The organism is Mesorhizobium sp. M1A.F.Ca.IN.022.07.1.1, assembly GCF_003997575.1.
In the GTDB taxonomy this organism is placed as follows: Bacteria; Pseudomonadota; Alphaproteobacteria; order Rhizobiales; family Rhizobiaceae; genus Mesorhizobium.
On the sequence record NZ_RZST01000013.1, the window covers coordinates 18,441 to 36,546 of the forward strand.

Consider the following 18,106-nt stretch of genomic DNA (forward strand, 5'->3'; position numbering starts at 1 on the left):
ACTGTCTGAGCCAACGCCCGCCCCCTGCGCGGCCAATTGCGGTTTTGCCGACCGGTTGGCAGAGTGCCGCGCGAGAAAGAGGGGCTTCATGCATTCAATCGACCGGACTTCCATCGGCGGCATCGCCGCCGCCCGCATAGCCGAGCTGCGCGAGGCCGAGGCGGCCGCCTTCCGCAAGGCGCGGCCGAAGTCCGAGGCCAAGGTTGGCAACGGCATGGCCGGCTTCCTCGGCGGCGTGCCGATGCATTGGATGACCGACTGGCCGACACCATTTGCGATCCTGGTCGACAGCGCCAAGGGTGCCACGATTACCGATGTCGACGGCAACAAGCTCGACGATTTCTGCCTGGGCGACACCGGCTCGATGCTCGGCCATTCGCCGCCGCCGGTCGCCCGCGCCATCCGCCGGCAGGCAGCACGTGGCCTGACCTATATGCTGCCCAGCGAGGATGCGCTGGCGATCGGTCCGCTCTTGCAGCAGCGCTTCGGCCTGCCCTATTGGCAGATCGCCACCACCGCCACCGATGCCAACCGCTTCGCCTTGCGGGTCGCCCGCGCGGTGACGGGGCGCGAAAAGATCCTGGTGTTCAACGGCTGCTATCACGGCTCGGTCGACGAGACGATGGTGCGACTGATCGACGGCAAGCCGGTCAACCGGCCTGGGCTGGCAGGCGAGTTCCGCGATCTCACACGGGCAACCAAGGTTATCGAATTCAACGATATTGCAGCATTGGAAGCGGCACTTGGCGACCGCGATATCGCCTGCGTGATCACCGAACCGGTGCTGACCAATTCCTGCATGGTGCTGCCGGAACCCGGCTTCCACGACGCGCTGCGGCGCCTCACCCGCGCCGCCGGCACGCTGCTTTTGATCGACGAGACGCACACCATTTCAACCGGGCCCGGCGGTTACACGCGAACGCACGGGCTGGAGCCGGACCTGTTTGTGCTCGGCAAGCCGGTGGCCGGAGGCGTGCCGGCCAGCATCTGGGGCATGAGCGAGGAGGTCGCGACGCGCTACGGCACCTACAATCGCAGCAAGGAGCCCGGCTATTCCGGCATGGGCACCACGCTGTCGGCCAACCCGCTGCAATTCGCGGCGATGCGGGCGACGCTGGAAGAGGTAATGACGGAGGAGGCCTATGCGCATATGGACCGGCTGGCGCGCCGCCTCGACGCGGGGCTCTCCGCCGTCATCGAGCGACACAAGCTGCCTTGGCATGTCGCGCGCGTCGGCGCCCGCGTCGAGTTCATCTGCGCGCCCGGGCCGCTCAAGAACGGCGGCGAGGCGGAGAAGGCACATACGCCGGAACTCGAAGCCGCCGTCCATGTCGCGCTGGTCAATCGCGGCGTGCTGATCGCACCGTTCCACAATATGATGCTGATCTCGCCGGCGACGACCGCGGCGCAGGTAAGCCGCCTGATCGCGGCTTTCGCCGCGGTTGCCGCCAGGCTTACGGCATGAGACAAGCAGCTATGGACAATCCGAGCACAGTTGCGACCTCCCCTTCGGGCTCGACGCCGGCCGAGGCGAAAGCGTTTCTCGCCGCCCATCCCGACATCGAGGCCTTCGACATCGTGCTCACCGACGCCAACGGCATCGGCCGCGGCAAGATCGTGCGCCGGCACGAGCTGATGAGCATTTTCGAGGGCGGAAGGCATATGCCGATCTCGATCCTCGGCCTCGACATCACCGGTGAGGATGTTCACGAGACCGGGCTGATCTGGGACACCGGCGACGGCGACCTCAGGGCATGGCCGGTTCCAGGCACGCTGGTGCCGCTGCACGGCACCAAGCCGCCGCGCGGCCAGGTGCTGATGGCGATGTATCGTCTCGACGGCCAGCCGATGACCTCCGATCCGCGGCTGGTGTTGGCAAGGCAAGTCGAGATCCTGGCGGCGCGCGGCCTGCATCCGGCCGGCGCCTTCGAACTGGAATTTTTTCTCCTTGCCAATGAGCGCGATGCCGACGGCAAGGTGCAGGCGGCGCGCGCGGTGCTCGACGGGCGCCGCTCGGGCAAAACGGAAGTCTATTCAGTCGACCACCTGCACGGCATGGAGCCGCTGTTTTCCGACATCTACGCCGCCGCCAGGGCGCAAGGCATTCCGGCCGAGACGGTGATTTCCGAATATGCGCCCGGACAGTACGAGCTGACGCTCAACTACCGCAAGGACGTGATGCGGGCGGCCGACGACCTGGTCATGCTGAAGCGGCTGGTGAGGGCGCAGGCGCGCCGGCACGGCGTCACCGCCTGCTTCATGGCCAAGCCGATCGAGGCCTATGCCGGTTCGGGCATGCATTTCCACGTCTCGCTGCAGGACGATGCCGGCCGCAACGTCTTCACCGAAGCTGCCGGCGAGAAATGGTCGCCAAGCCTGCTCAACGCGCTTGGCGGCCTGATCCACACCATGGCGGAATCGATGCTGGTGTTTGCGCCGCATGCCAATTCATGGCGGCGTTTCGTGGCGCAATCCTATGCGCCGGTGGCGCCGACCTGGGGCGTCAACAACCGCTCCGTGGCGTTGCGCGTGCCGGCGGGCGATGCGATGAACCGGCGTATCGAGCACCGGCCGTCCGGCGTCGACGCCAACCCTTATCTTGTGGCGGCGACGGTGCTGGCGGGCATCGTCAAGGGCCTCGACGAGGCCCTTGACCCCGGACCGGAAACGACCGGCAACGGTTACGAGCAGACAACGGAAGCCTCCACCATGCCGACCGATTGGCGCGCCGCGATCGAGGCGGCACGTGGCTCCGAATTCCTGAAATCGGCGCTCGGTCCCGACCTGCACCGGACCTTCGTGGCGATCAAGCAGGCGGAATATCTGCGCGTCGCACGCACCGTCAGCGAACTCGACTACCACCTCTACCTCCACGAGGTCTGAGGACTTGGCCTCGCAGACGGAGTGATCACGTTTCGCCGCGACACTCAAAAGTTATAGCCAGGCGACTTTCTGGAACATATCATGAACGCATGGCTGTGATTTCCGTCCGCGAGAAACTGGCGATCCTGTCCGACGCCGCCAAATACGACGCCTCCTGCGCATCGTCCGGTTCGGCGAAACGCGATTCGCTGAAAACAGGCGGCATCGGTTCGACCGAGGGCTCGGGCATCTGCCATTCCTATGCGCCGGACGGGCGCTGCATTTCGCTGCTGAAGATCCTGCTCACCAATTTCTGCATTTACGACTGCAGCTATTGCATCAACCGGTCCTCCTCGAATGTGCGGCGAGCCCGCTTCAGCGTCGACGAGGTGGTGCGGCTCACCATGGATTTTTATCGCCGCAACTACATCGAGGGTCTGTTCCTGTCCTCCGGCGTCATCCGCTCGCCGGACGAGACGATGGGCGAGATGGTCGAGGTGGCGCGACGGCTCAGGATCGAGGAGAAATTCGGCGGCTATATTCACCTCAAGACCATTCCCGAAGCGTCAGCCGAACTGATCGAAAAAGCAGGCCGTTATGCCGATCGCCTGTCGATCAATGTCGAGCTGCCGACCGACGAAGGGGTGAAGAAGCTGGCCCCGGAAAAGAAGCCGGAAACGATCCGGCTTTCCATGGCCAAGCTGCGCTGCAAGATCGAAGAGAAGGCCGAACCAACGTTGCAGAGCCGCAAACGCGAGCGCTTTGCGCCGGGCGGCCAGTCGACGCAGATGATTGTCGGCGCCGACAAAACGTCCGACGACGGCATCCTGCGCGCCAGCGCCCGGCTTTATGGCAGCTATCATCTGCGCCGCGTCTATTATTCCGCCTTCAGTCCGATCCCGGATTCGTCTGCGGCGCTGCCGTTGCAGAAGCCGCCCTTGATGCGCGAGCACCGGCTTTACCAGGCGGACTGGCTGATGCGCTTCTACGGCTTCTCGCAGCCTGAAATCCTGGCCGGCAGCAATGACGGCATGCTCGACCTTGCCATCGATCCCAAACTTGCCTGGGCGCTGCGCAACCGCGGCCGGTTCCCGGTCGACGTCAATCGCGCCGATCGGGAGGCGCTGCTGCGTGTGCCGGGGTTGGGCACCAAGGTGGTCGACAGGATTCTGCAGACGCGCCGCCATCGCCGGCTGCGTCTCGAAGATGTCGGACGGCTCTGCCATTCGGTCGCCAAGGTACGCCCCTTCATCACTGCGGAAGGCTGGTCACCAGGCGCGCTCACCGACAAGTCGGGCTTGCGCCAGATCATCACCGGATCTTGCGAGCAGCTTTCGCTGTTTTGACCATGGCACGGACCCAGCTCAGCCTCGCATCTCATCTCGCCCGTCTCGAGAGCGAGACCGATTTCGCCGGTTGGCGCGATGCGGCGCGCCGGCTGGCCACGAATGATATTCCGCCGGAAGAGGTGGCTTGGCAGGTTGGCCACGACGATGATGATCGCGGCAACGATTTGCCGGCTTGCCGACAGGATGCGCGGCTTGTCGTCCCGCGCGAGTTCATCGAACGTGCAGAGACGGTCATCTGCCATTCGGACCCCGAGCGTTTCAACTTCCTCTATCGGTTGCTCTGGCGGTTGCGCGTCGACCCGAAGCTGCTGTCGATCGCTTCCGACCCGGATATCCGCAGGCTCGAGTCCATGGAAAAGGCGGTTCGGCGCGACATCCACAAGATGCGCGCCTTCGTGCGCTTCCGGAAAATCGGCGACGGCGCGGAGGAACGTTATGTCGCCTGGTTCGAGCCCGACCATTTCATCGCCGAGCGCAATGCCGATTTCTTTGTGCGCCGCTTCGCCGGCATGCGCTGGACCATTCTCACGCCGCACGCCTCGGCCGACTGGGACGGCGAGCGGCTGGCGATCGGCCCAGGCGCCAGCAAGCGCGACGCGCCGGCGGAAGACGACGCCGAGACGCTGTGGCGGACCTATTTCGAGAATATCTTCAACCCGGCCCGCCTCAAGGTGAAGGCGATGCAGAAGGAGATGCCGAAGAAATATTGGCGGAACCTTCCCGAGGCCTCGCTCATTCCAGACCTGATAGCAGGAGCGGACAGAGCCGCGACAGCCATGATCGCCCGGATGCCAACCTCCCCAGCGCCGCGCCACGCCAAAGTGAAGGCAAAACACTGGCCTTCGCCGGAGCCGGCGGATGTGGTGGAGCCCGAAAGTACGGATATTCCGGCATTGCGCGAAGAGGCGAGCGGTTGCCGGCGTTGCCCGCTCTGGCGCGATGCCACGCAAACCGTGTTCGGCGAGGGACCGGAGAATGCCGACGTGGTGTTTGTCGGAGAGCAGCCCGGCGACCAAGAGGACCTTGCCGGCAAGCCGTTCGTCGGGCCCGCGGGCAAGGTGTTCGACAGCATTTTGGACCAGGCCGAGATCGACCGCCGCAAGGTCTATGTGACCAATGCGGTGAAGCATTTCAAGTTCGAGCCGCGCGGCAAGAGGCGGATCCATTCAAAGCCCAATGCCGGCGAAATTCGTGCCTGCCGCTGGTGGCTCGACAAGGAACTCGACCTCATCAAGCCAAATCTTGCGGTGGCGCTCGGCGCGACAGCGGCGCAGTCGCTGCTCGGCAAGGCGGTGCCGATCACCAGGATGCGCGGCGACGTCATCCAGCGCGAGGACGGCTTGCGGGTCTTTGTCACCATCCATCCCTCCTTCATCCTGCGCATCCGCGAGCATGAGGACAAGGAGGCCGAGAGGGAGCGGTTTCTCACCGATATGAGGAAGGTGAAGCAGTTGATGGCTGCTTGACCGATCTGCGCGCCTAAACGGGACCTTGCGCGGACGGATGCTGTTGTACGAGTCGTGCGACTTGGGAGAATTGGGCGAGATGCCCGTCGCCTCGTCGTCCACGGGCGAAGCAAGGAGCGGAGCGACGCGCGCAGACCTGAGGATCATTCCGTTACCTGCAGGCGTCGCAACGATGCACAATTCTGCTCCGCTGCATTCCATGCCCGAGGTCACGGAATGGATTCCAGGGTCTCCGCGACGGAGCTTCGCTCCTGCTTCGCCCTGGAATGACGACTTCAGCGTTTATTGCGCTACCGGACGAGTATCGCCCTTAGATCATTGACGTTGGTCCCGGTCGGACCGGGCACGAACAGATCGCCGACCGCGTTGAAGGCGGTCCAGGCATTGTTGCCGGCAAGCATAGCCTTAGCATCGACGCCTGCGGCACGCATGCGCGCCACGGTCGTGCCGTCGGCGAAGGCGCCGGCATTGTCCTCGGAGCCGTCGATGCCGTCGGTGTCAGCGGCTAAAGCATGGATGCCGCTGACCCCATCGATACCGATGGCGAAGGCAAGCAGGAATTCGGAATTCCGGCCGCCCTTGCCCTTCGCCCGCAGCGTTACCGTCGTCTCGCCGCCGGAGAGGATCAGCATCGGCTTCTCGAAAGGCCGGTTACGGGTCGCCACCTCGCGGGCAATCGCGGCATGCACGCCGCCGACCTCGCGCGCCTCGCCCTCGATCGAATCCGACAGGATGACGGCCTCGATGCCTTGCCGCTTCGCTGCGGCGGCCGCGGCTTCCAGCGAGACGCCGGCCGAGGCGATGAGATGCACTTGATTGCCGGCAAAGCGCGGATCGTCGGAGCGTGGCGCATCGGCTGCGGCAGACTGGATATGCGCCATGACCGCATCCGGCAGGCTCATGCCGTAGGCGGCGATCGACGCCAGCGCATCCGCGCGGCTGCCGGTGTCGGGGACGGTCGGCCCCGAGGCCACCAGCGCCGGATTGTCGCCGGGAATGTCGGAGACGACCAGCGATACGACCCGGGCCGGATGAGCGGCGCCGGCCAGCCGGCCGCCCTTTATGGTCGAGACGTGCTTGCGGATGGTGTTCATCGCCGCGATCGGCGCGCCGGAAGCGAGCAGCGCCTCGTTGACGGCGATCTCGTCGGCAAGAGTCAGGCCGGGAGCGGGCGACGGCAGCAGCGCCGAGCCGCCGCCCGAAATCAGCGCCACGACCAGATCGTCCGCGCTCAGTCCCCGCACCTTCTCCAACAGCCGACGCGAGGCTTCGAGGCCGGCGGCGTCCGGCACCGGGTGCGCCGCCTCGATGATCTCGATGCGCTCGGATTTTGCGCCATAGCCGTAGCGGGTCACGACCAGCCCATCGATCGGACCATCCCAGACCTTCTCGAAGGCCGCCGCCATCTGCGCCGAGCCCTTGCCGGCGCCGATAACGATGGTGCGGCCCTTCGGCTTTGCCGGCAAATGATTGCGGATCGTCTTCTCCGGATCGGCGGCGGCGACGGCGGCGTTGAAGATCGACGTAAGGAAAGTTTTTGGATCGGTCATTGCTCTTCCGGCGGCAACTTCAGCTTGCTCGCATCGACTCCGAGATGGGCGCAGAGCGCATCGACAACGACACCGTGGTCTTCTCGTTCGGGCAGACCGGAGACGGCGATGACGCCGATCACGCCTGCGCCCTTCACCGCGACGGGAAAGCCGCCGCCGGCCAGCACATAGTCGGCAATGTCGAGTGCTTCGCCGACCTTGAAGGTGCGGTCGGGTCGCTGCTGCTCCAGCACCATGCGATAGGTGCTTCTGAGATAGCGCTTGACGACATTGATCTTGCGCCGCGCCCAGTCGGGGTTGGAGGCGTTGGAGCCCGGCATAGCGGCATAGAATAGGGGACGGTCGAAGGTCCTAATATCGACGATAATCGGCAGGTTTTCGTTGAGCGCCCGCTCCCTGATCGCCGCGCCTATCTGGAAGGCCACGGCTTCGTCGAAGGCCGGAAAGACCAGCGTGGCTTCTTGTTTCTTGATCAGAGCGATGTCGTCGGCGGCAGCCATGGCGTTTCCCCTGTCAATGTCGACGCACGCTTTGGCCGATGGCTGACGCGGGGTCAAGCGACGAGCACATGTAATCTATGCGACAATCGCGCTCTTGGCCGGCCGGCCCGCCACATAGACCTCGCTCACGGCGCGATCGTCGCCCAGCGTCTGTAGCAGGAAGAGCTCTTCCGCAAGGGTCTCCACCGTCTCCATCCTCAGCCGCATCGCCGGCGTGGCGTTGGCGTCGAGCACGACAATGTCGGCATCCGTGCCTTCTTCCAGCGTGCCGATTTTTTCGGCGACAGACAGCGCCTCGGCATTGCCGCGCGTCAGCTGCCAGAAGGACTGGAAGGGGTTCAGCTTCTCGCCATTCAGCGCGATGACTTTGTAGCCCTCCTCCATGGTCCGCAGCATCGAATAGTTGGTGCCGCCGCCGACATCGCTGGCGGCAGCGATGCTGAGCGGCTTTTCGCGGCGGCGGTAGCGCTGGTAGTCGAACAGGCCGGAGCCAAGGAAGAGATTGGAGGTCGGGCAGAACACCGCAATCGAACCCGATTGCGACAGCGCATCGGCTTCGCGCTCGGATAGATGGATGCAGTGGCCGAAAAGGCTCTTTTTGCCCAGCAGGCCGTAATGCTCATAGACGTCAGTGTAGTCGCGCGACCAGGGGTAGAGCTCCTGGGTGAAGGCGATCTCGGCGTGGTTTTCCGACAGATGCGTCTGCATGTGCAGATCGGGATGCTCACGGCAGAGCGCGCCGGCCATCTCCATCTGCTCGGGCGAGGAGGTGATGGCGAAGCGCGGGGTGATGGCATAGAGCTGGCGGCCCTTGCCGTGCCATTCGGCAATCAGCGCCTTGCTGTCGTCATAGCCGGTCTGCGGTGTGTCCAGCACGCCCTCCGGCGCATTGCGGTCCATCATCACCTTGCCGGCGATGTTGAGCATATTGCGGTCGTGCGATTCGGCGAAGAAGGCTTCGGCCGACGATTTGTGCACCGAGCAATAGGCGACGACCGTCGTCGTGCCCTGGCGCAGCATCTCGTCGAGGAAGAGCCTGGCGATGCGGCGGCCATGCTGCGCGTTCGCGAATTTCGACTCCTCCGGAAAGGTGTATTTGTTCAGCCAGTCGAGCAGCTCGGCGCCGTAGGACGCGATGATCTGCATCTGCGGAACATGCACATGCGCATCGATGAAGCCCGGCAGGATGAGATGCGGGCGATGATCGATCGTCTCGACGCCGGCGCCGGCGCGCTTGGCGATCTCGGCATACGGACCGGCGGCAATGATCTTGCCGTCGTCGATCAGCAGCCCGCCATCCTCCTCGTAGCGCCAGGCGGAATGGTCGTCGATTGCTTCGGGCCAGCGCAGGAAGGAGAGCGTGCGGCCGCGCAGGAGTTTCGAGGTCATGCTTACTTTCCGGCGCCTTCGAACCAGGCCACCAAAAGGGCCCGTTCCTGGTCGGTTATCTGAGTGACGTTGGCGGGCGGCATGGCATGCGCGCGGCCGGCCTGGAGGTAGATCTCCCGGGCATGCTCGGCGATGCGCGCGTCGGTGTCGAGCAACACGCCCTTCGGCGCATGGTAAATTCCTTCATAGGCCGGCTCTTCGGTATGGCACATCGAACAACGGCCGAGCACGGTGTCGCGCACGGCCGGGAAATGCGCCGAGGCAATGTAGACCTGGGCAGCAGCGGATGCCGCGGAGGTCTTGGACTCCCCCGTCAGCACCTTGGGCACGGTCGACAGCCAGATGACGACCATGAACAGCACGGCGGCACCCAGCCAGGTCCAGGTCGGGTTCCCCTTCCTCGCGTGCACGGTGTTGAAATAGTGCCGAATCAGCACGCCGATGATGAAGACCAGCGAGGCGATGACCCAGTTGAATTGGGTGCCGAAGGCCAGCGGGTAGTGGTTCGACAGCATCAGAAACAGCACCGGCAAGGTCAGGTAGTTGTTGTGCAGCGAGCGCTGCTTGGCAATCTTGCCGTATTTCGGGTCCGGCTTGCGGCCGGCGATCAGGTCGGCCACGACGATCTTCTGGTTGGGGATGATGACCATGAAGACATTGGCCGACATGATCGTGGCGGTGATGGCGCCGAGATGCAGGAAGGCGGCGCGGCCGGTGAAGAGGTGCGTCAGCCCCCAGGCGATGAAGACCAGCACGAAGTAGAGCACCAGCATCAGGCCGGTATCGCTTTTGCCGAGCGGCGAGCGGCAGAGCAGGTCATAGACGATCCAGCCGACGCCGATCGTTGCCAGCGACAAGAGGATGCCGACGGGTACCGAGATGTTGAGCACGTTGGGGTCGATCAGGAAGAGGTCGGCGCCGGCATAATAGACCACGCAAAGCATGGCGAAGCCCGACAGCCAGGTGGCGTAGGATTCCCATTTGAACCAGGTCAGGTGCTCCGGCATCTCCGCCGGCGCCACGAGATATTTCTGGATGTGGTAGAAGCCGCCGCCATGCACCTGCCACTCCTCGCCGAAGGCGCCGGCGGGCAGGCCGGGACGCTGGCGCAGCCCGAGATCGAGGGCGACGAAATAGAAGGACGAGCCGATCCAGGCGATGCCGGTGATGACATGCAGCCAGCGGACGGCGAAGCTCAGCCAGTCCCAGAAAATCGCAAAATCCATCATCGAGTCGCCCCTGGGAAATCGTCCCTGCCGATCAGGCGACTTTACGGTCTGGAGCGCAAACGAAAAGAGGCGGGGCGCGCGATGACTTTCAAAAAAAAATGGAAAATACTAGGGTCGTCCCACGCAGCCATTTGAGAGCCACGACCGTCGCATGGCCTATCTCGACAACATCGCCGTCTTCGTCCGCGTCGTCGAGCTCGGCAATCTGTCGGCGGCCGGGCGCGACATGCGCATCTCACCGGCGGTCGCCTCCAACCGCATCAAGGAGTTGGAGAAGCACCTCGGCGTGCGGCTGTTCAACCGCACCACGAGGCAGCTGATGCCGACCGAGCACGGCACCGTGTTCTACACCGGCGCCAAGCAGGTGCTGGACGCGATCACCGAGGCGGAGGCCGCGGTCGCAGCACTCTCCGGCCAGCCGCGCGGCACGATCAAGGTAACGGCGCCGCTCGGCCTCGGCCGGCGGCTGATCGCCTCGGGCATTCCGGATTTCCACGACAAATACCCCGATATCGAGGTGCGGCTGAGACTCTCCGACCACAATGTCGACATCATGAAGGAAGGCATCGACGTCGCCTTCCGGCTTGGCATCATCGAGGATTCCAGCCTTCGGATGCGCGGCATCATGGAATGCGAGCGCGTGCTGGTGGCGGCGCCGAAATACCTCGAGGCGCGCGGCGAGCCGGTCGAGCCGCAGGAACTGATCGGCAAGAAACATGATTGCCTGATGCTGCGCTATTCCGGCACGCGCGAATATGTCTGGACGCTGCAGACGCCGAGCGGTCCGCAGAAATTCGAGGTGCATGGACCCTACGATACGGACGATGGCGATGTGCTGACAGGCTGGGCGCTGTCGGGGCGCGGCATCATCAACAAGCCGCGCTTCGAGGTCGAGCCGTTCATCCGCGATCAGCGGCTGAGAGTGATCCTGGCAACGACGCCGCCGACGCCGGTGCAGTTCGCTGCCGTCTATCCGCACAAGAAGCTGCAGGATCCGAAGGTGCGCCTGCTGCTCGACTTCATGGCCGATCGCTGCCAGCGGCTGATCAAGGACATTCTTGCCGGTAGGTAGGGCTGGCGGGCACGCGCCTTCGCGTGGGTGACCACACTCAGTCTTCGTCCATCAGGCGGGCTGTGCCGGATACCCGGATCGAGCTGCCCGGGGTGGGCGGAATATCGGCATGCAGCCGCGAGCGCATGCCCATATCCTCGCCCTGAGCGATATCGATCGCGCCGCCATGCGCCCAGCCAATGTCGCGCAGATAGCCGGCAAAGGCGGCGGCGGCAGCGCCGGTCGCCGGATCCTCGTAGACGCCGCCGGAAGCGAAGGGATTGCGCGTGTGGAAGAGACGCGGCGTTTCGGCATAGGCGAGCAGGATCGTTACCAGTCCCTCGCGCCGCATCAGGGCCCGGCCCTGTTTCAGGTCATAGGCCATGGCGGCGAGCGCCTTGCGCGACTTCAAGGCCAGCACCAGATGGTCGGCGCCGCCATGAATCAGCGCCGGCGGAATGGCGGGATCGAGATCGCCCGGCTGGTAACCGAACATGGCCAGGGTCTCGCCGGCCAGCTCCGACGGGGCCGGCCGGCTGCGCGTCGGCGGCGACTGCAGGGCGGCGGCAAAGTTGGCGCCGTCGCGAAACCCTTCGACGGTGATGGCGGCCTGATTCAGGAGCAGCTTGAAAATTCCGTCACCGAACTTTCTAACGAGGGCCGCGCCCAGCGCGATGGTGGCATGGCCGCAGAACGGCACTTCCGATTCGGGCGAAAAGTAGCGGACACGCCAGCCGTCGCCTTCACGTGCGGCAAAGGCGGTCTCGGAAAAGCCGACCTCTGCAGCGACGCGCTGCATGTCTGCGGCGTCGGGCAGAACCTCGCCAATCACCACGCCGGCCGGGTTGCCGCCGCTGTTGCCGTCCGAAAATGCCGCTATGCGCAAGACATCCATGTCGCTCGTCCCGTGTTCGTCATTCGTGTTCGCCAGGCGTGCAGAAAACACGGTTCAATCCGGTTTGGGAAACGAAGAAAGCGACGAGCAGCTGTGAGCATCAGTCATACCTTCGCCAGCTGTGCGCCCCTCGATCCGACGCGGAACGAAACCCGCTCCGTCGCCGTTCTGGCGATTGGCGGCTGCACGGCCGCCCTTCGAGACCAAGTCCCCAGCTTTCACAGCGACCCAGCGCCACAGGAGCCGACCATGGACGCCATTGTCACCAAGAACGACCTCAAATCCGACGCCAAGAAGGAATCGATCGATCTTCTCAATGCCAGGCTTGCCGATGCCATCGACCTGGCGCTGGTCACCAAGCAGGCGCACTGGAACGTCAAGGGCCCGCAGTTCATCGCCATCCATGAGATGCTCGACGAGTTCCGCGAGGAGATCGACGGCCATGTCGACATCATCGCAGAACGCGCCGTGCAGCTTGGCGGCACCGCGCACGGCACCTCGCAGGAGGTGTCGAGGGCAACGAAGCTCCAGCCCTATCCGACCGACATCCACAAGACCAAGGATCATCTGGCGGCGCTGATCGACCGCTATGCCACCGCTGCCAGGCTGGCGCGTGAGGCGATCGACGAGGCGGACGACGCCGGCGATGCCGACACCGCCGACATTTTTACCGCCTACTCGCGTTCGCTCGACAAGTTGCTGTGGTTCCTCGAAGCGCATACGCAGGAAAAGGAATAGCCGGCTAGGCTCCTCCCCGGCTGAATCAGCCGGCCATCGCCTTTGCGGGCGCGGCCGAGGCCTGGACCGCATGCGACACCAGCGCCGTCATGATCTCGGCGGCGGCGAGCGCGGCGATCACCGGCGGGCGCTTGTCCTTCACGGCATTGCCGCCGATCGGCGAGACGAGACGGTTGAACTGGGCCTCGCTGCCCTCGTCGGACTTCAGGAACCAGTTCTTGAACGTCGCCTTCTTGGTCTTCGAGCCGATCATGCCGACATAGGCGGCGTCGTCGCGCTTCAGCGCCTCGGCGACGATCAGGAAATCCAGCGCATGGTCATGGGTGAGGATGGCGAAGGCCGATCCCGCACGGGCTTCGCGCACCACCGCTTCGGGCATCGGCGTCAGCCGCGTCTCAACCGTTTCCGGCATGCCTTCCAGCGCATCGGCCCGCGTCTCGACGACCTCCACATGAATGGGCAGCAGCGCCAACGACGCGGCCAGCGCCTGGCCGACATGGCCGCCGCCAAAGACATAGACATGCGGCAGATGCGCCTCCTCGGCCTCGGCCTTGGCTACCAGTTCCTGTTCGATCTTAGCGTCAACCAAGCGGATCAGAACCTCGACTCGGCCGCCGCAGCATTGGCCGATTTCAGGACCCAGTGGAACATCCAGGGTCGCGCAGGTTTCGTCGACCTCGATGCGGGCTTCCCTCCCCCTCCAGGGCAGGGTGGCGGCGGAGCCGCCAGGTTGGGTCACCGGGGCAGTGCTCGGCGCTCGCTTGCCTTCTGAGAGCACCCCCTCTGGCCGCTTCGCGGCCATCTCGCCCTCAAGGGAGGAGAAAAGCATCTGCCGCGCCTTGTCGATCGCCATGAATTCAAGCTGGCCGCCGCCGATGGTGCCGAAAATCGCCGATGGTGAGACGAGCATGAAGGCGCCGGCTTCGCGCGGGGTCGAGCCCTTGGTGGCCGCGACCTCGACGAGCGCGGCCCGGCCGGCCTGGCCGAGAAACGCCTTCAGGCTTTGCACTTTCGAGTTCATCGTCTGCATTTCCACCCAGGAAATATAGCGTTTCGCACCTCGAATTGCACGTTTTGGCCGGTTCAGGCCGGCTTTGCGGCTTCCCGCTTCAGCCTTTCGATCGCCATCAGCACCCGTTCCGGCGTCGCCGGGGCATCGAGGCGCGGGCAGATCCTGTGATCGGCGACACTCGCCACCGCGTCGGAGAGTGCATGCAGCACCGACATGCCGTGTGGCAGCGGCGGCTCGCCGACCGCCTTGGAGCGATGGATGGTCGGCTCGTAGGCCGATGACCAGTCGGTCAGCTTGACGTTGAAGATTTTTGGCCGGTCGGAAGCGAGCGGGATCTTGTAGGTCGACGGCGCATGCGTGCGCAGCCGGCCGCCGTTGTCCCACCAAAGCTCTTCCGTCGTCAGCCAGCCCATGCCCTGGATGAAGCCGCCCTCGACCTGGCCGAGGTCGATCGCGCTGTTCAGCGAGCGGCCGGCATCGTGCAGGATGTCGGTGCGCTCGACGACATATTCGCCCGTCAGCGTATCGACCGAGACTTCCGAGCAGGCCGCGCCATAGGCGTAGTAGTAGAAGGCATGGCCGCGGCCCTTGCTGCGGTCCCAATGGATCTTCGGCGTTTTGTAGAAGCCAGCCGCCGAGAGCTGGACGCGGTTCATGTAGGCTTGCTTGACCAGATCGCTGAAGGCGATTTCCTGGTTGCCGATGCGCACCCGGTTGGGCAGGAACACGACCTGGTCGAGCGGCACCTGGTATTTTTCGGCCGCGAAATCCGTCAGCCGCTTGCGGATCTGCCGAGCGGCATCCTGCGCCGCCATGCCGTTAAGGTCGGCGCCGGAAGATGCCGCCGTCGGCGAGGTGTTCGGCACCTTGGCTGTGGTGGTGGCGGTGATCTTGACCCGGTCGAGATCGATCTGGAATTCCTCGGCGACGACCTGCGCCACCTTGAGATGAAGGCCCTGGCCCATTTCGGTGCCGCCATGGTTCATATGCACCGAGCCGTCGGCATAGACATGCACCAGGGCGCCGGCCTGGTTGGCCTCGGTCTTTGTGAAGGAAATGCCGAACTTGACCGGCGTCAGCGCCAGGCCGCGCTTGATAAAGCGGCTGTTGTTGTTGAAGGCGCTGATCTCGCGCCGCCGCCGCGCATAATTGGCGCTTTCCTCCAGCTCCGCGACGATGCGGTGGATGATGTTGTCCTCGACCTTCTGGTGATAGGGCGTGAGGCAGCGTTCGCCGATCGCATCCATCGGGTCATAGAAATTGAGCTTGCGGATTTCGAGCGGATCCTTGCCGACCGCGAAGGCCACTTCGTCGATGACGCGCTCCGCGCCGACCATGCCTTGCGGGCCGCCAAAGCCGCGGAAAGCAGTGTTCGAGACCGTGTTGGTGAAAAGCGGCGCCGATTTCGCGTGCACCGCCGGATAGAAGTAAGCGTTGTCGCAATGGAAGAGCGCCCGGTCGCCGACCGGACCGGACAGGTCGGCGGAGAAGCCGCAGCGCAGGGCATAGGTGAAATCGACGCCGAGGATGTTGCCCTCGTCGTCGAAGCCGACCTCGTAGTCGATGGCAAAATCATGCCGCTTGCCTGTGGCGGTCATGTCCTCGTCGCGGTCGAGCCTGATCTTCACCGCGCGCCCCAGCTTCTTGGCCGCGATGGCGGCTATGGCCGCGCATTGGTTGGCCTGCGTCTCCTTGCCGCCGAAGCCGCCGCCCATGCGGCGCACTTCCACCGTCACCGCATGGCTCGGCACGCCGAGCGCATGCGCAACCAGATGCTGCGTCTCGCTCGGCCCCTGCGTCGAGCAATAGACGATCACCTCGTCGTCCTCACCGGGGATCGCCAGCGAGACCTGGCCCTCGAGGTAGAAATGGTCCTGGCCGCCAAGCCACATGCGGTTCTTGATGCGGCGGGGTGCCGCCGCAATCGCCGCGGCCGCATCGCCGCGCTTCAGGATCAGCGGCGTGGTGACCTGCTTGTCCTTGACCGGGTCGAGGTCCCAGATGTCGATCACAGCCGGAAGCTCGTCATATTCGATCCTAGCCAGGCGTGCCGCGCGGCGCGCCGCCTCGCGTGTCTCGGCTACCACGGCGAAGATCGGCTGGCCGTAGAATAGCACCTTGTGCTCGGCGAGCACCGGATCGTCATGCATGTTGCTCGGCGAGACGTCGTTCTCGCCGGGCACGTCGGCACAGGTCAGCACATCGACGACGCCTGGCGTTGCGCGCACCGCCGACAGATCGATGCTCTTCAGCGTGCCGTGCGCGACCTTGGCGAGGCCAAGGCCGACATGCAGCGTGCCGGCAGGCTCAGGCATGTCGTCGATATAGACGGCGGCGCCGCTGACATGCTTGTGCGCGGAATCGTGCCGCTGCTCGGTGGCGACGCCGCCGACGATTTTTTCGGCCTTGAGGTTGGGAGTGGCGTGCTTGTTCATCAGGCCACCTCGTTGCGGGTCACTTGGAACGGCGCCCTGGTGCCGGTGGTTTCGACATAAAAGCGCAGCAAAAGATTTCTCGCCGCCAGCGCCCGATACTCGGCGGTTGCACGCATATCGGTAATTGGCGTGAAGTCGCTGGCGTATTCGGCCATCGCGGACTCGACACTCGCTTCGCTCCAGACTTTGCCGATAAGGGCGGTTTCAACCGCAGTCGCCCGCTTCGGCGTCGGCGCCATGCCGCCATAGGCGATACGGATATCCGCCACGGTGCCGTTCTTGGCCTCGGTCAGATAGAAGGCGCCGAGGGTAGCGGTAATGTCCTCGTCGCGGCGCTTGGTGACCTTGTAGACGGCAAATTTCGTGCCCTCTGCCGGCACGGGCACATGGACGGCCTCGACGAATTCGCCGGGCTGCCGATCCTGCTTGCCATAGGCAATGAAGAAGGTTTCGAGCGGGATCGTGCGTCGGGCATTGCCCTTGCGGAGCGTTAGCCGCGCGCCGAGCGCGATCAGCGGCGGCGGCGTGTCGCCGATCGGAGAGCCGTTGGCGATGTTGCCGCCGATGGTGCCCATGTTGCGCACCTGCTCGCCGCCGATGCGGTCGACCAGCGGTCCCAAGGCCGGGATACGCCTGGAAAGCGTGGCGAAGGCTTCGCTGTAAGTCACGCCGGCGCCGATCGTAATCACGCCATCGGTCTCCGAGATCGTGCGCAAGCCGTCGAGGCCACCGATGAAGATAGCCGGCGAGATGTCGCGCATATGCTTGGTGACCCACAGCCCGACATCGGTCGAGCCGGCAACGATGGTGGCGCCAGGCTCCTTCTCGAGCGCCATGGCGAAATCGTCGACGCCAGCCGGCACGATCAGCCGCTCCTTACCCGAACCGACCTCGACCCTGGCGCCGTCGCGCAGCGCTCCCAGCCGTGCAGTGATATCCTTGCGCTCCACTGCCAGCGGGTCCTTCGCCGCCTTGCCGTAGCTTGATATGGCGCGCGCGGCGCGCATGATCGCCTCGTAGCCGGTACAGCGGCAGAGATTGCCCTGCAGCGCCTTTTCGATCGCCGCGTCGGACGGGTTGGGCGTCTTCATCCACAGCGCATAGAGCGACATGACGAAGCCAGGCGTGCAGAAACCGCATTGCGAGCCATGGAAATCGACCATCGCCTGCTGCACGGGGTGAAGCTGTTCCCCATTGCCGCGCAGATGCTCGACGGTGACGACATGCGTGCCGTCGAGCGAGCCCATGAAGCGGATGCAGGCATTGACGCTTTCATAGACCAGGCCCTCGACCGACAGCTTGCCGACCAGCACCGTGCAGGCGCCGCAATCGCCCTCGGCGCAGCCTTCCTTGGTGCCGCGCAGCGAGCGGTTCAACCGCAGCCAGTCGAGCAGGGTCGCGTCGGGGGCGATGTCGTTCAGCGCGACATCGTCGCCGTTCAGGATGAAGCGTATCTGGTCACGGGTCTTGTCGGCCATGTCTCAGCTCCCGCGATAGGTCGAGTAGCCGTAGGGCGAGATCAAGAGCGGCACATGATAATGCCGCTCCTCCGCCATGCCGAAGCGGATCGGCACGGTGTCGAGGAAAGCCGGCTCCGGCAGGCTGGCGCCCTGCCCGCGCAGATAATCGC

At 64.6% G+C, this 18,106-nt stretch carries 15 protein-coding genes; 6 read left to right on the forward strand and 9 right to left on the reverse strand.

Annotated elements, in window-relative coordinates; genetic code table 11:
• Nucleotides 1-88: 88 nt before the first annotated feature.
• From EOA75_RS03545 to EOA75_RS03560, 4 genes are all read left to right on the forward strand, one after another.
• A complete protein-coding gene (locus tag EOA75_RS03545; protein WP_127323647.1) occupies nucleotides 89-1,465 on the forward strand; it encodes an aspartate aminotransferase family protein in 1,377 nt (458 codons plus the stop codon).
• A gap of 11 nt (nucleotides 1,466-1,476) precedes the next feature.
• On the forward strand, nucleotides 1,477-2,883 hold the full coding sequence (locus EOA75_RS03550; protein WP_127323655.1) for a glutamine synthetase family protein: 1,407 nt from the start codon (nucleotides 1,477-1,479) through the stop codon (nucleotides 2,881-2,883).
• Nucleotides 2,884-2,972: 89 nt separating this feature from the next.
• Nucleotides 2,973-4,208, forward strand: a complete 1,236-nt coding sequence (locus EOA75_RS03555; RefSeq protein ID WP_127323648.1) for a putative DNA modification/repair radical SAM protein — start codon at nucleotides 2,973-2,975, stop codon at nucleotides 4,206-4,208.
• 2 nt (nucleotides 4,209-4,210) lie between these two features.
• Nucleotides 4,211-5,677 (forward strand): UdgX family uracil-DNA binding protein, encoded by a 1,467-nt coding sequence (locus EOA75_RS03560; protein ID WP_127323649.1) that lies wholly within the window; start codon nucleotides 4,211-4,213, stop codon nucleotides 5,675-5,677.
• 290 nt (nucleotides 5,678-5,967) lie between these two features.
• On the opposite strand, the gene EOA75_RS03565 is transcribed toward EOA75_RS03560, so the two are convergent.
• The 4 genes from EOA75_RS03565 to EOA75_RS03580 all read right to left on the reverse strand — a co-directional run bounded on the left by EOA75_RS03565 (nucleotide 5,968) and on the right by EOA75_RS03580 (nucleotide 10,345).
• Nucleotides 5,968-7,227: a glycerate kinase gene (locus tag EOA75_RS03565; RefSeq protein ID WP_127323650.1), complete on the reverse strand. Its 1,260-nt coding sequence runs from the start codon at nucleotides 7,225-7,227 to the stop codon at nucleotides 5,968-5,970.
• The gene (locus tag EOA75_RS03570; RefSeq protein WP_067324128.1) at nucleotides 7,224-7,727 is read right to left on the reverse strand and encodes a heme-degrading domain-containing protein; all 504 of its coding nucleotides are present in this window, start codon (nucleotides 7,725-7,727) and stop codon (nucleotides 7,224-7,226) included. The genes EOA75_RS03565 and EOA75_RS03570 overlap by 4 nt, the downstream gene beginning before the upstream one ends.
• A gap of 75 nt (nucleotides 7,728-7,802) precedes the next feature.
• Entirely contained in the window at nucleotides 7,803-9,116 is a 1,314-nt protein-coding gene (guaD, locus tag EOA75_RS03575; RefSeq protein WP_127323651.1) for a guanine deaminase, read from the reverse strand.
• Nucleotides 9,117-9,118: 2 nt separating this feature from the next.
• The gene (locus tag EOA75_RS03580; RefSeq protein ID WP_127214755.1) at nucleotides 9,119-10,345 is read right to left on the reverse strand and encodes a urate hydroxylase PuuD; all 1,227 of its coding nucleotides are present in this window, start codon (nucleotides 10,343-10,345) and stop codon (nucleotides 9,119-9,121) included.
• 151 nt (nucleotides 10,346-10,496) lie between these two features.
• Between EOA75_RS03580 and EOA75_RS03585 the strand changes: the two genes are divergently transcribed.
• Entirely contained in the window at nucleotides 10,497-11,417 is a 921-nt protein-coding gene (locus EOA75_RS03585; RefSeq protein ID WP_127214757.1) for a LysR family transcriptional regulator, read from the forward strand.
• 37 nt (nucleotides 11,418-11,454) lie between these two features.
• Here EOA75_RS03585 and EOA75_RS03590 read toward each other — a convergent pair whose 3' ends face one another.
• Nucleotides 11,455-12,291 carry a PhzF family phenazine biosynthesis protein gene (locus EOA75_RS03590; RefSeq protein WP_127214759.1) on the reverse strand — a complete coding sequence of 279 codons (837 nt, stop codon included), beginning with the start codon at nucleotides 12,289-12,291 and terminating at the stop codon, nucleotides 11,455-11,457.
• 249 nt (nucleotides 12,292-12,540) lie between these two features.
• Here EOA75_RS03590 and dps point away from each other — a divergent pair, with 249 nt between their 5' ends.
• The gene (gene dps, locus EOA75_RS03595) at nucleotides 12,541-13,029 is read left to right on the forward strand and encodes a DNA starvation/stationary phase protection protein Dps (protein ID WP_067324121.1); all 489 of its coding nucleotides are present in this window, start codon (nucleotides 12,541-12,543) and stop codon (nucleotides 13,027-13,029) included.
• 25 nt (nucleotides 13,030-13,054) lie between these two features.
• On the opposite strand, the gene xdhC is transcribed toward dps, so the two are convergent.
• The 4 genes from xdhC to EOA75_RS03615 all read right to left on the reverse strand — a co-directional run.
• Complete coding sequence (gene xdhC, locus EOA75_RS03600; RefSeq protein ID WP_127214761.1) at nucleotides 13,055-14,050, reverse strand: xanthine dehydrogenase accessory protein XdhC; 996 nt, start codon at nucleotides 14,048-14,050, stop codon at nucleotides 13,055-13,057.
• Nucleotides 14,051-14,112: 62 nt separating this feature from the next.
• Nucleotides 14,113-16,476, reverse strand: a complete 2,364-nt coding sequence (xdhB, locus tag EOA75_RS03605; RefSeq protein ID WP_127323652.1) for a xanthine dehydrogenase molybdopterin binding subunit — start codon at nucleotides 16,474-16,476, stop codon at nucleotides 14,113-14,115.
• Entirely contained in the window at nucleotides 16,476-17,954 is a 1,479-nt protein-coding gene (xdhA, locus tag EOA75_RS03610) for a xanthine dehydrogenase small subunit (protein WP_127323653.1), read from the reverse strand. The genes xdhB and xdhA overlap by 1 nt, the downstream gene beginning before the upstream one ends.
• A gap of 3 nt (nucleotides 17,955-17,957) precedes the next feature.
• On the reverse strand, nucleotides 17,958-18,106 hold a 149-nt coding region (locus EOA75_RS03615; protein ID WP_206516960.1), incomplete at its 5' end, for a hydroxyisourate hydrolase.

Excerpts from the sequence above, each read along its gene's own strand:
- EOA75_RS03555 (WP_127323648.1), top strand. The coding sequence starts at position 2,973 with ATGGCTGTGATTTCCGTCCGCGAGAAACTGGCGATCCTGTCCGACGCC.
- xdhA (WP_127323653.1), bottom strand. The coding sequence starts at position 17,954 with ATGGCCGACAAGACCCGTGACCAGATACGCTTCATCCTGAACGGCGAC.
- guaD (WP_127323651.1), bottom strand. The coding sequence starts at position 9,116 with ATGACCTCGAAACTCCTGCGCGGCCGCACGCTCTCCTTCCTGCGCTGG.
- EOA75_RS03550 (WP_127323655.1), top strand. The coding sequence starts at position 1,477 with ATGGACAATCCGAGCACAGTTGCGACCTCCCCTTCGGGCTCGACGCCG.
- EOA75_RS03565 (WP_127323650.1), bottom strand. The coding sequence starts at position 7,227 with ATGACCGATCCAAAAACTTTCCTTACGTCGATCTTCAACGCCGCCGTC.
- EOA75_RS03545 (WP_127323647.1), top strand. The coding sequence starts at position 89 with ATGCATTCAATCGACCGGACTTCCATCGGCGGCATCGCCGCCGCCCGC.
- EOA75_RS03585 (WP_127214757.1), top strand. The coding sequence starts at position 10,497 with ATGGCCTATCTCGACAACATCGCCGTCTTCGTCCGCGTCGTCGAGCTC.
- EOA75_RS03570 (WP_067324128.1), bottom strand. The coding sequence starts at position 7,727 with ATGGCTGCCGCCGACGACATCGCTCTGATCAAGAAACAAGAAGCCACG.
- EOA75_RS03560 (WP_127323649.1), top strand. The coding sequence starts at position 4,211 with ATGGCACGGACCCAGCTCAGCCTCGCATCTCATCTCGCCCGTCTCGAG.
- EOA75_RS03590 (WP_127214759.1), bottom strand. The coding sequence starts at position 12,291 with ATGGATGTCTTGCGCATAGCGGCATTTTCGGACGGCAACAGCGGCGGC.
- xdhB (WP_127323652.1), bottom strand. The coding sequence starts at position 16,476 with ATGAACAAGCACGCCACTCCCAACCTCAAGGCCGAAAAAATCGTCGGC.
- dps (WP_067324121.1), top strand. The coding sequence starts at position 12,541 with ATGGACGCCATTGTCACCAAGAACGACCTCAAATCCGACGCCAAGAAG.
- EOA75_RS03580 (WP_127214755.1), bottom strand. The coding sequence starts at position 10,345 with ATGATGGATTTTGCGATTTTCTGGGACTGGCTGAGCTTCGCCGTCCGC.
- xdhC (WP_127214761.1), bottom strand. The coding sequence starts at position 14,050 with ATGAACTCGAAAGTGCAAAGCCTGAAGGCGTTTCTCGGCCAGGCCGGC.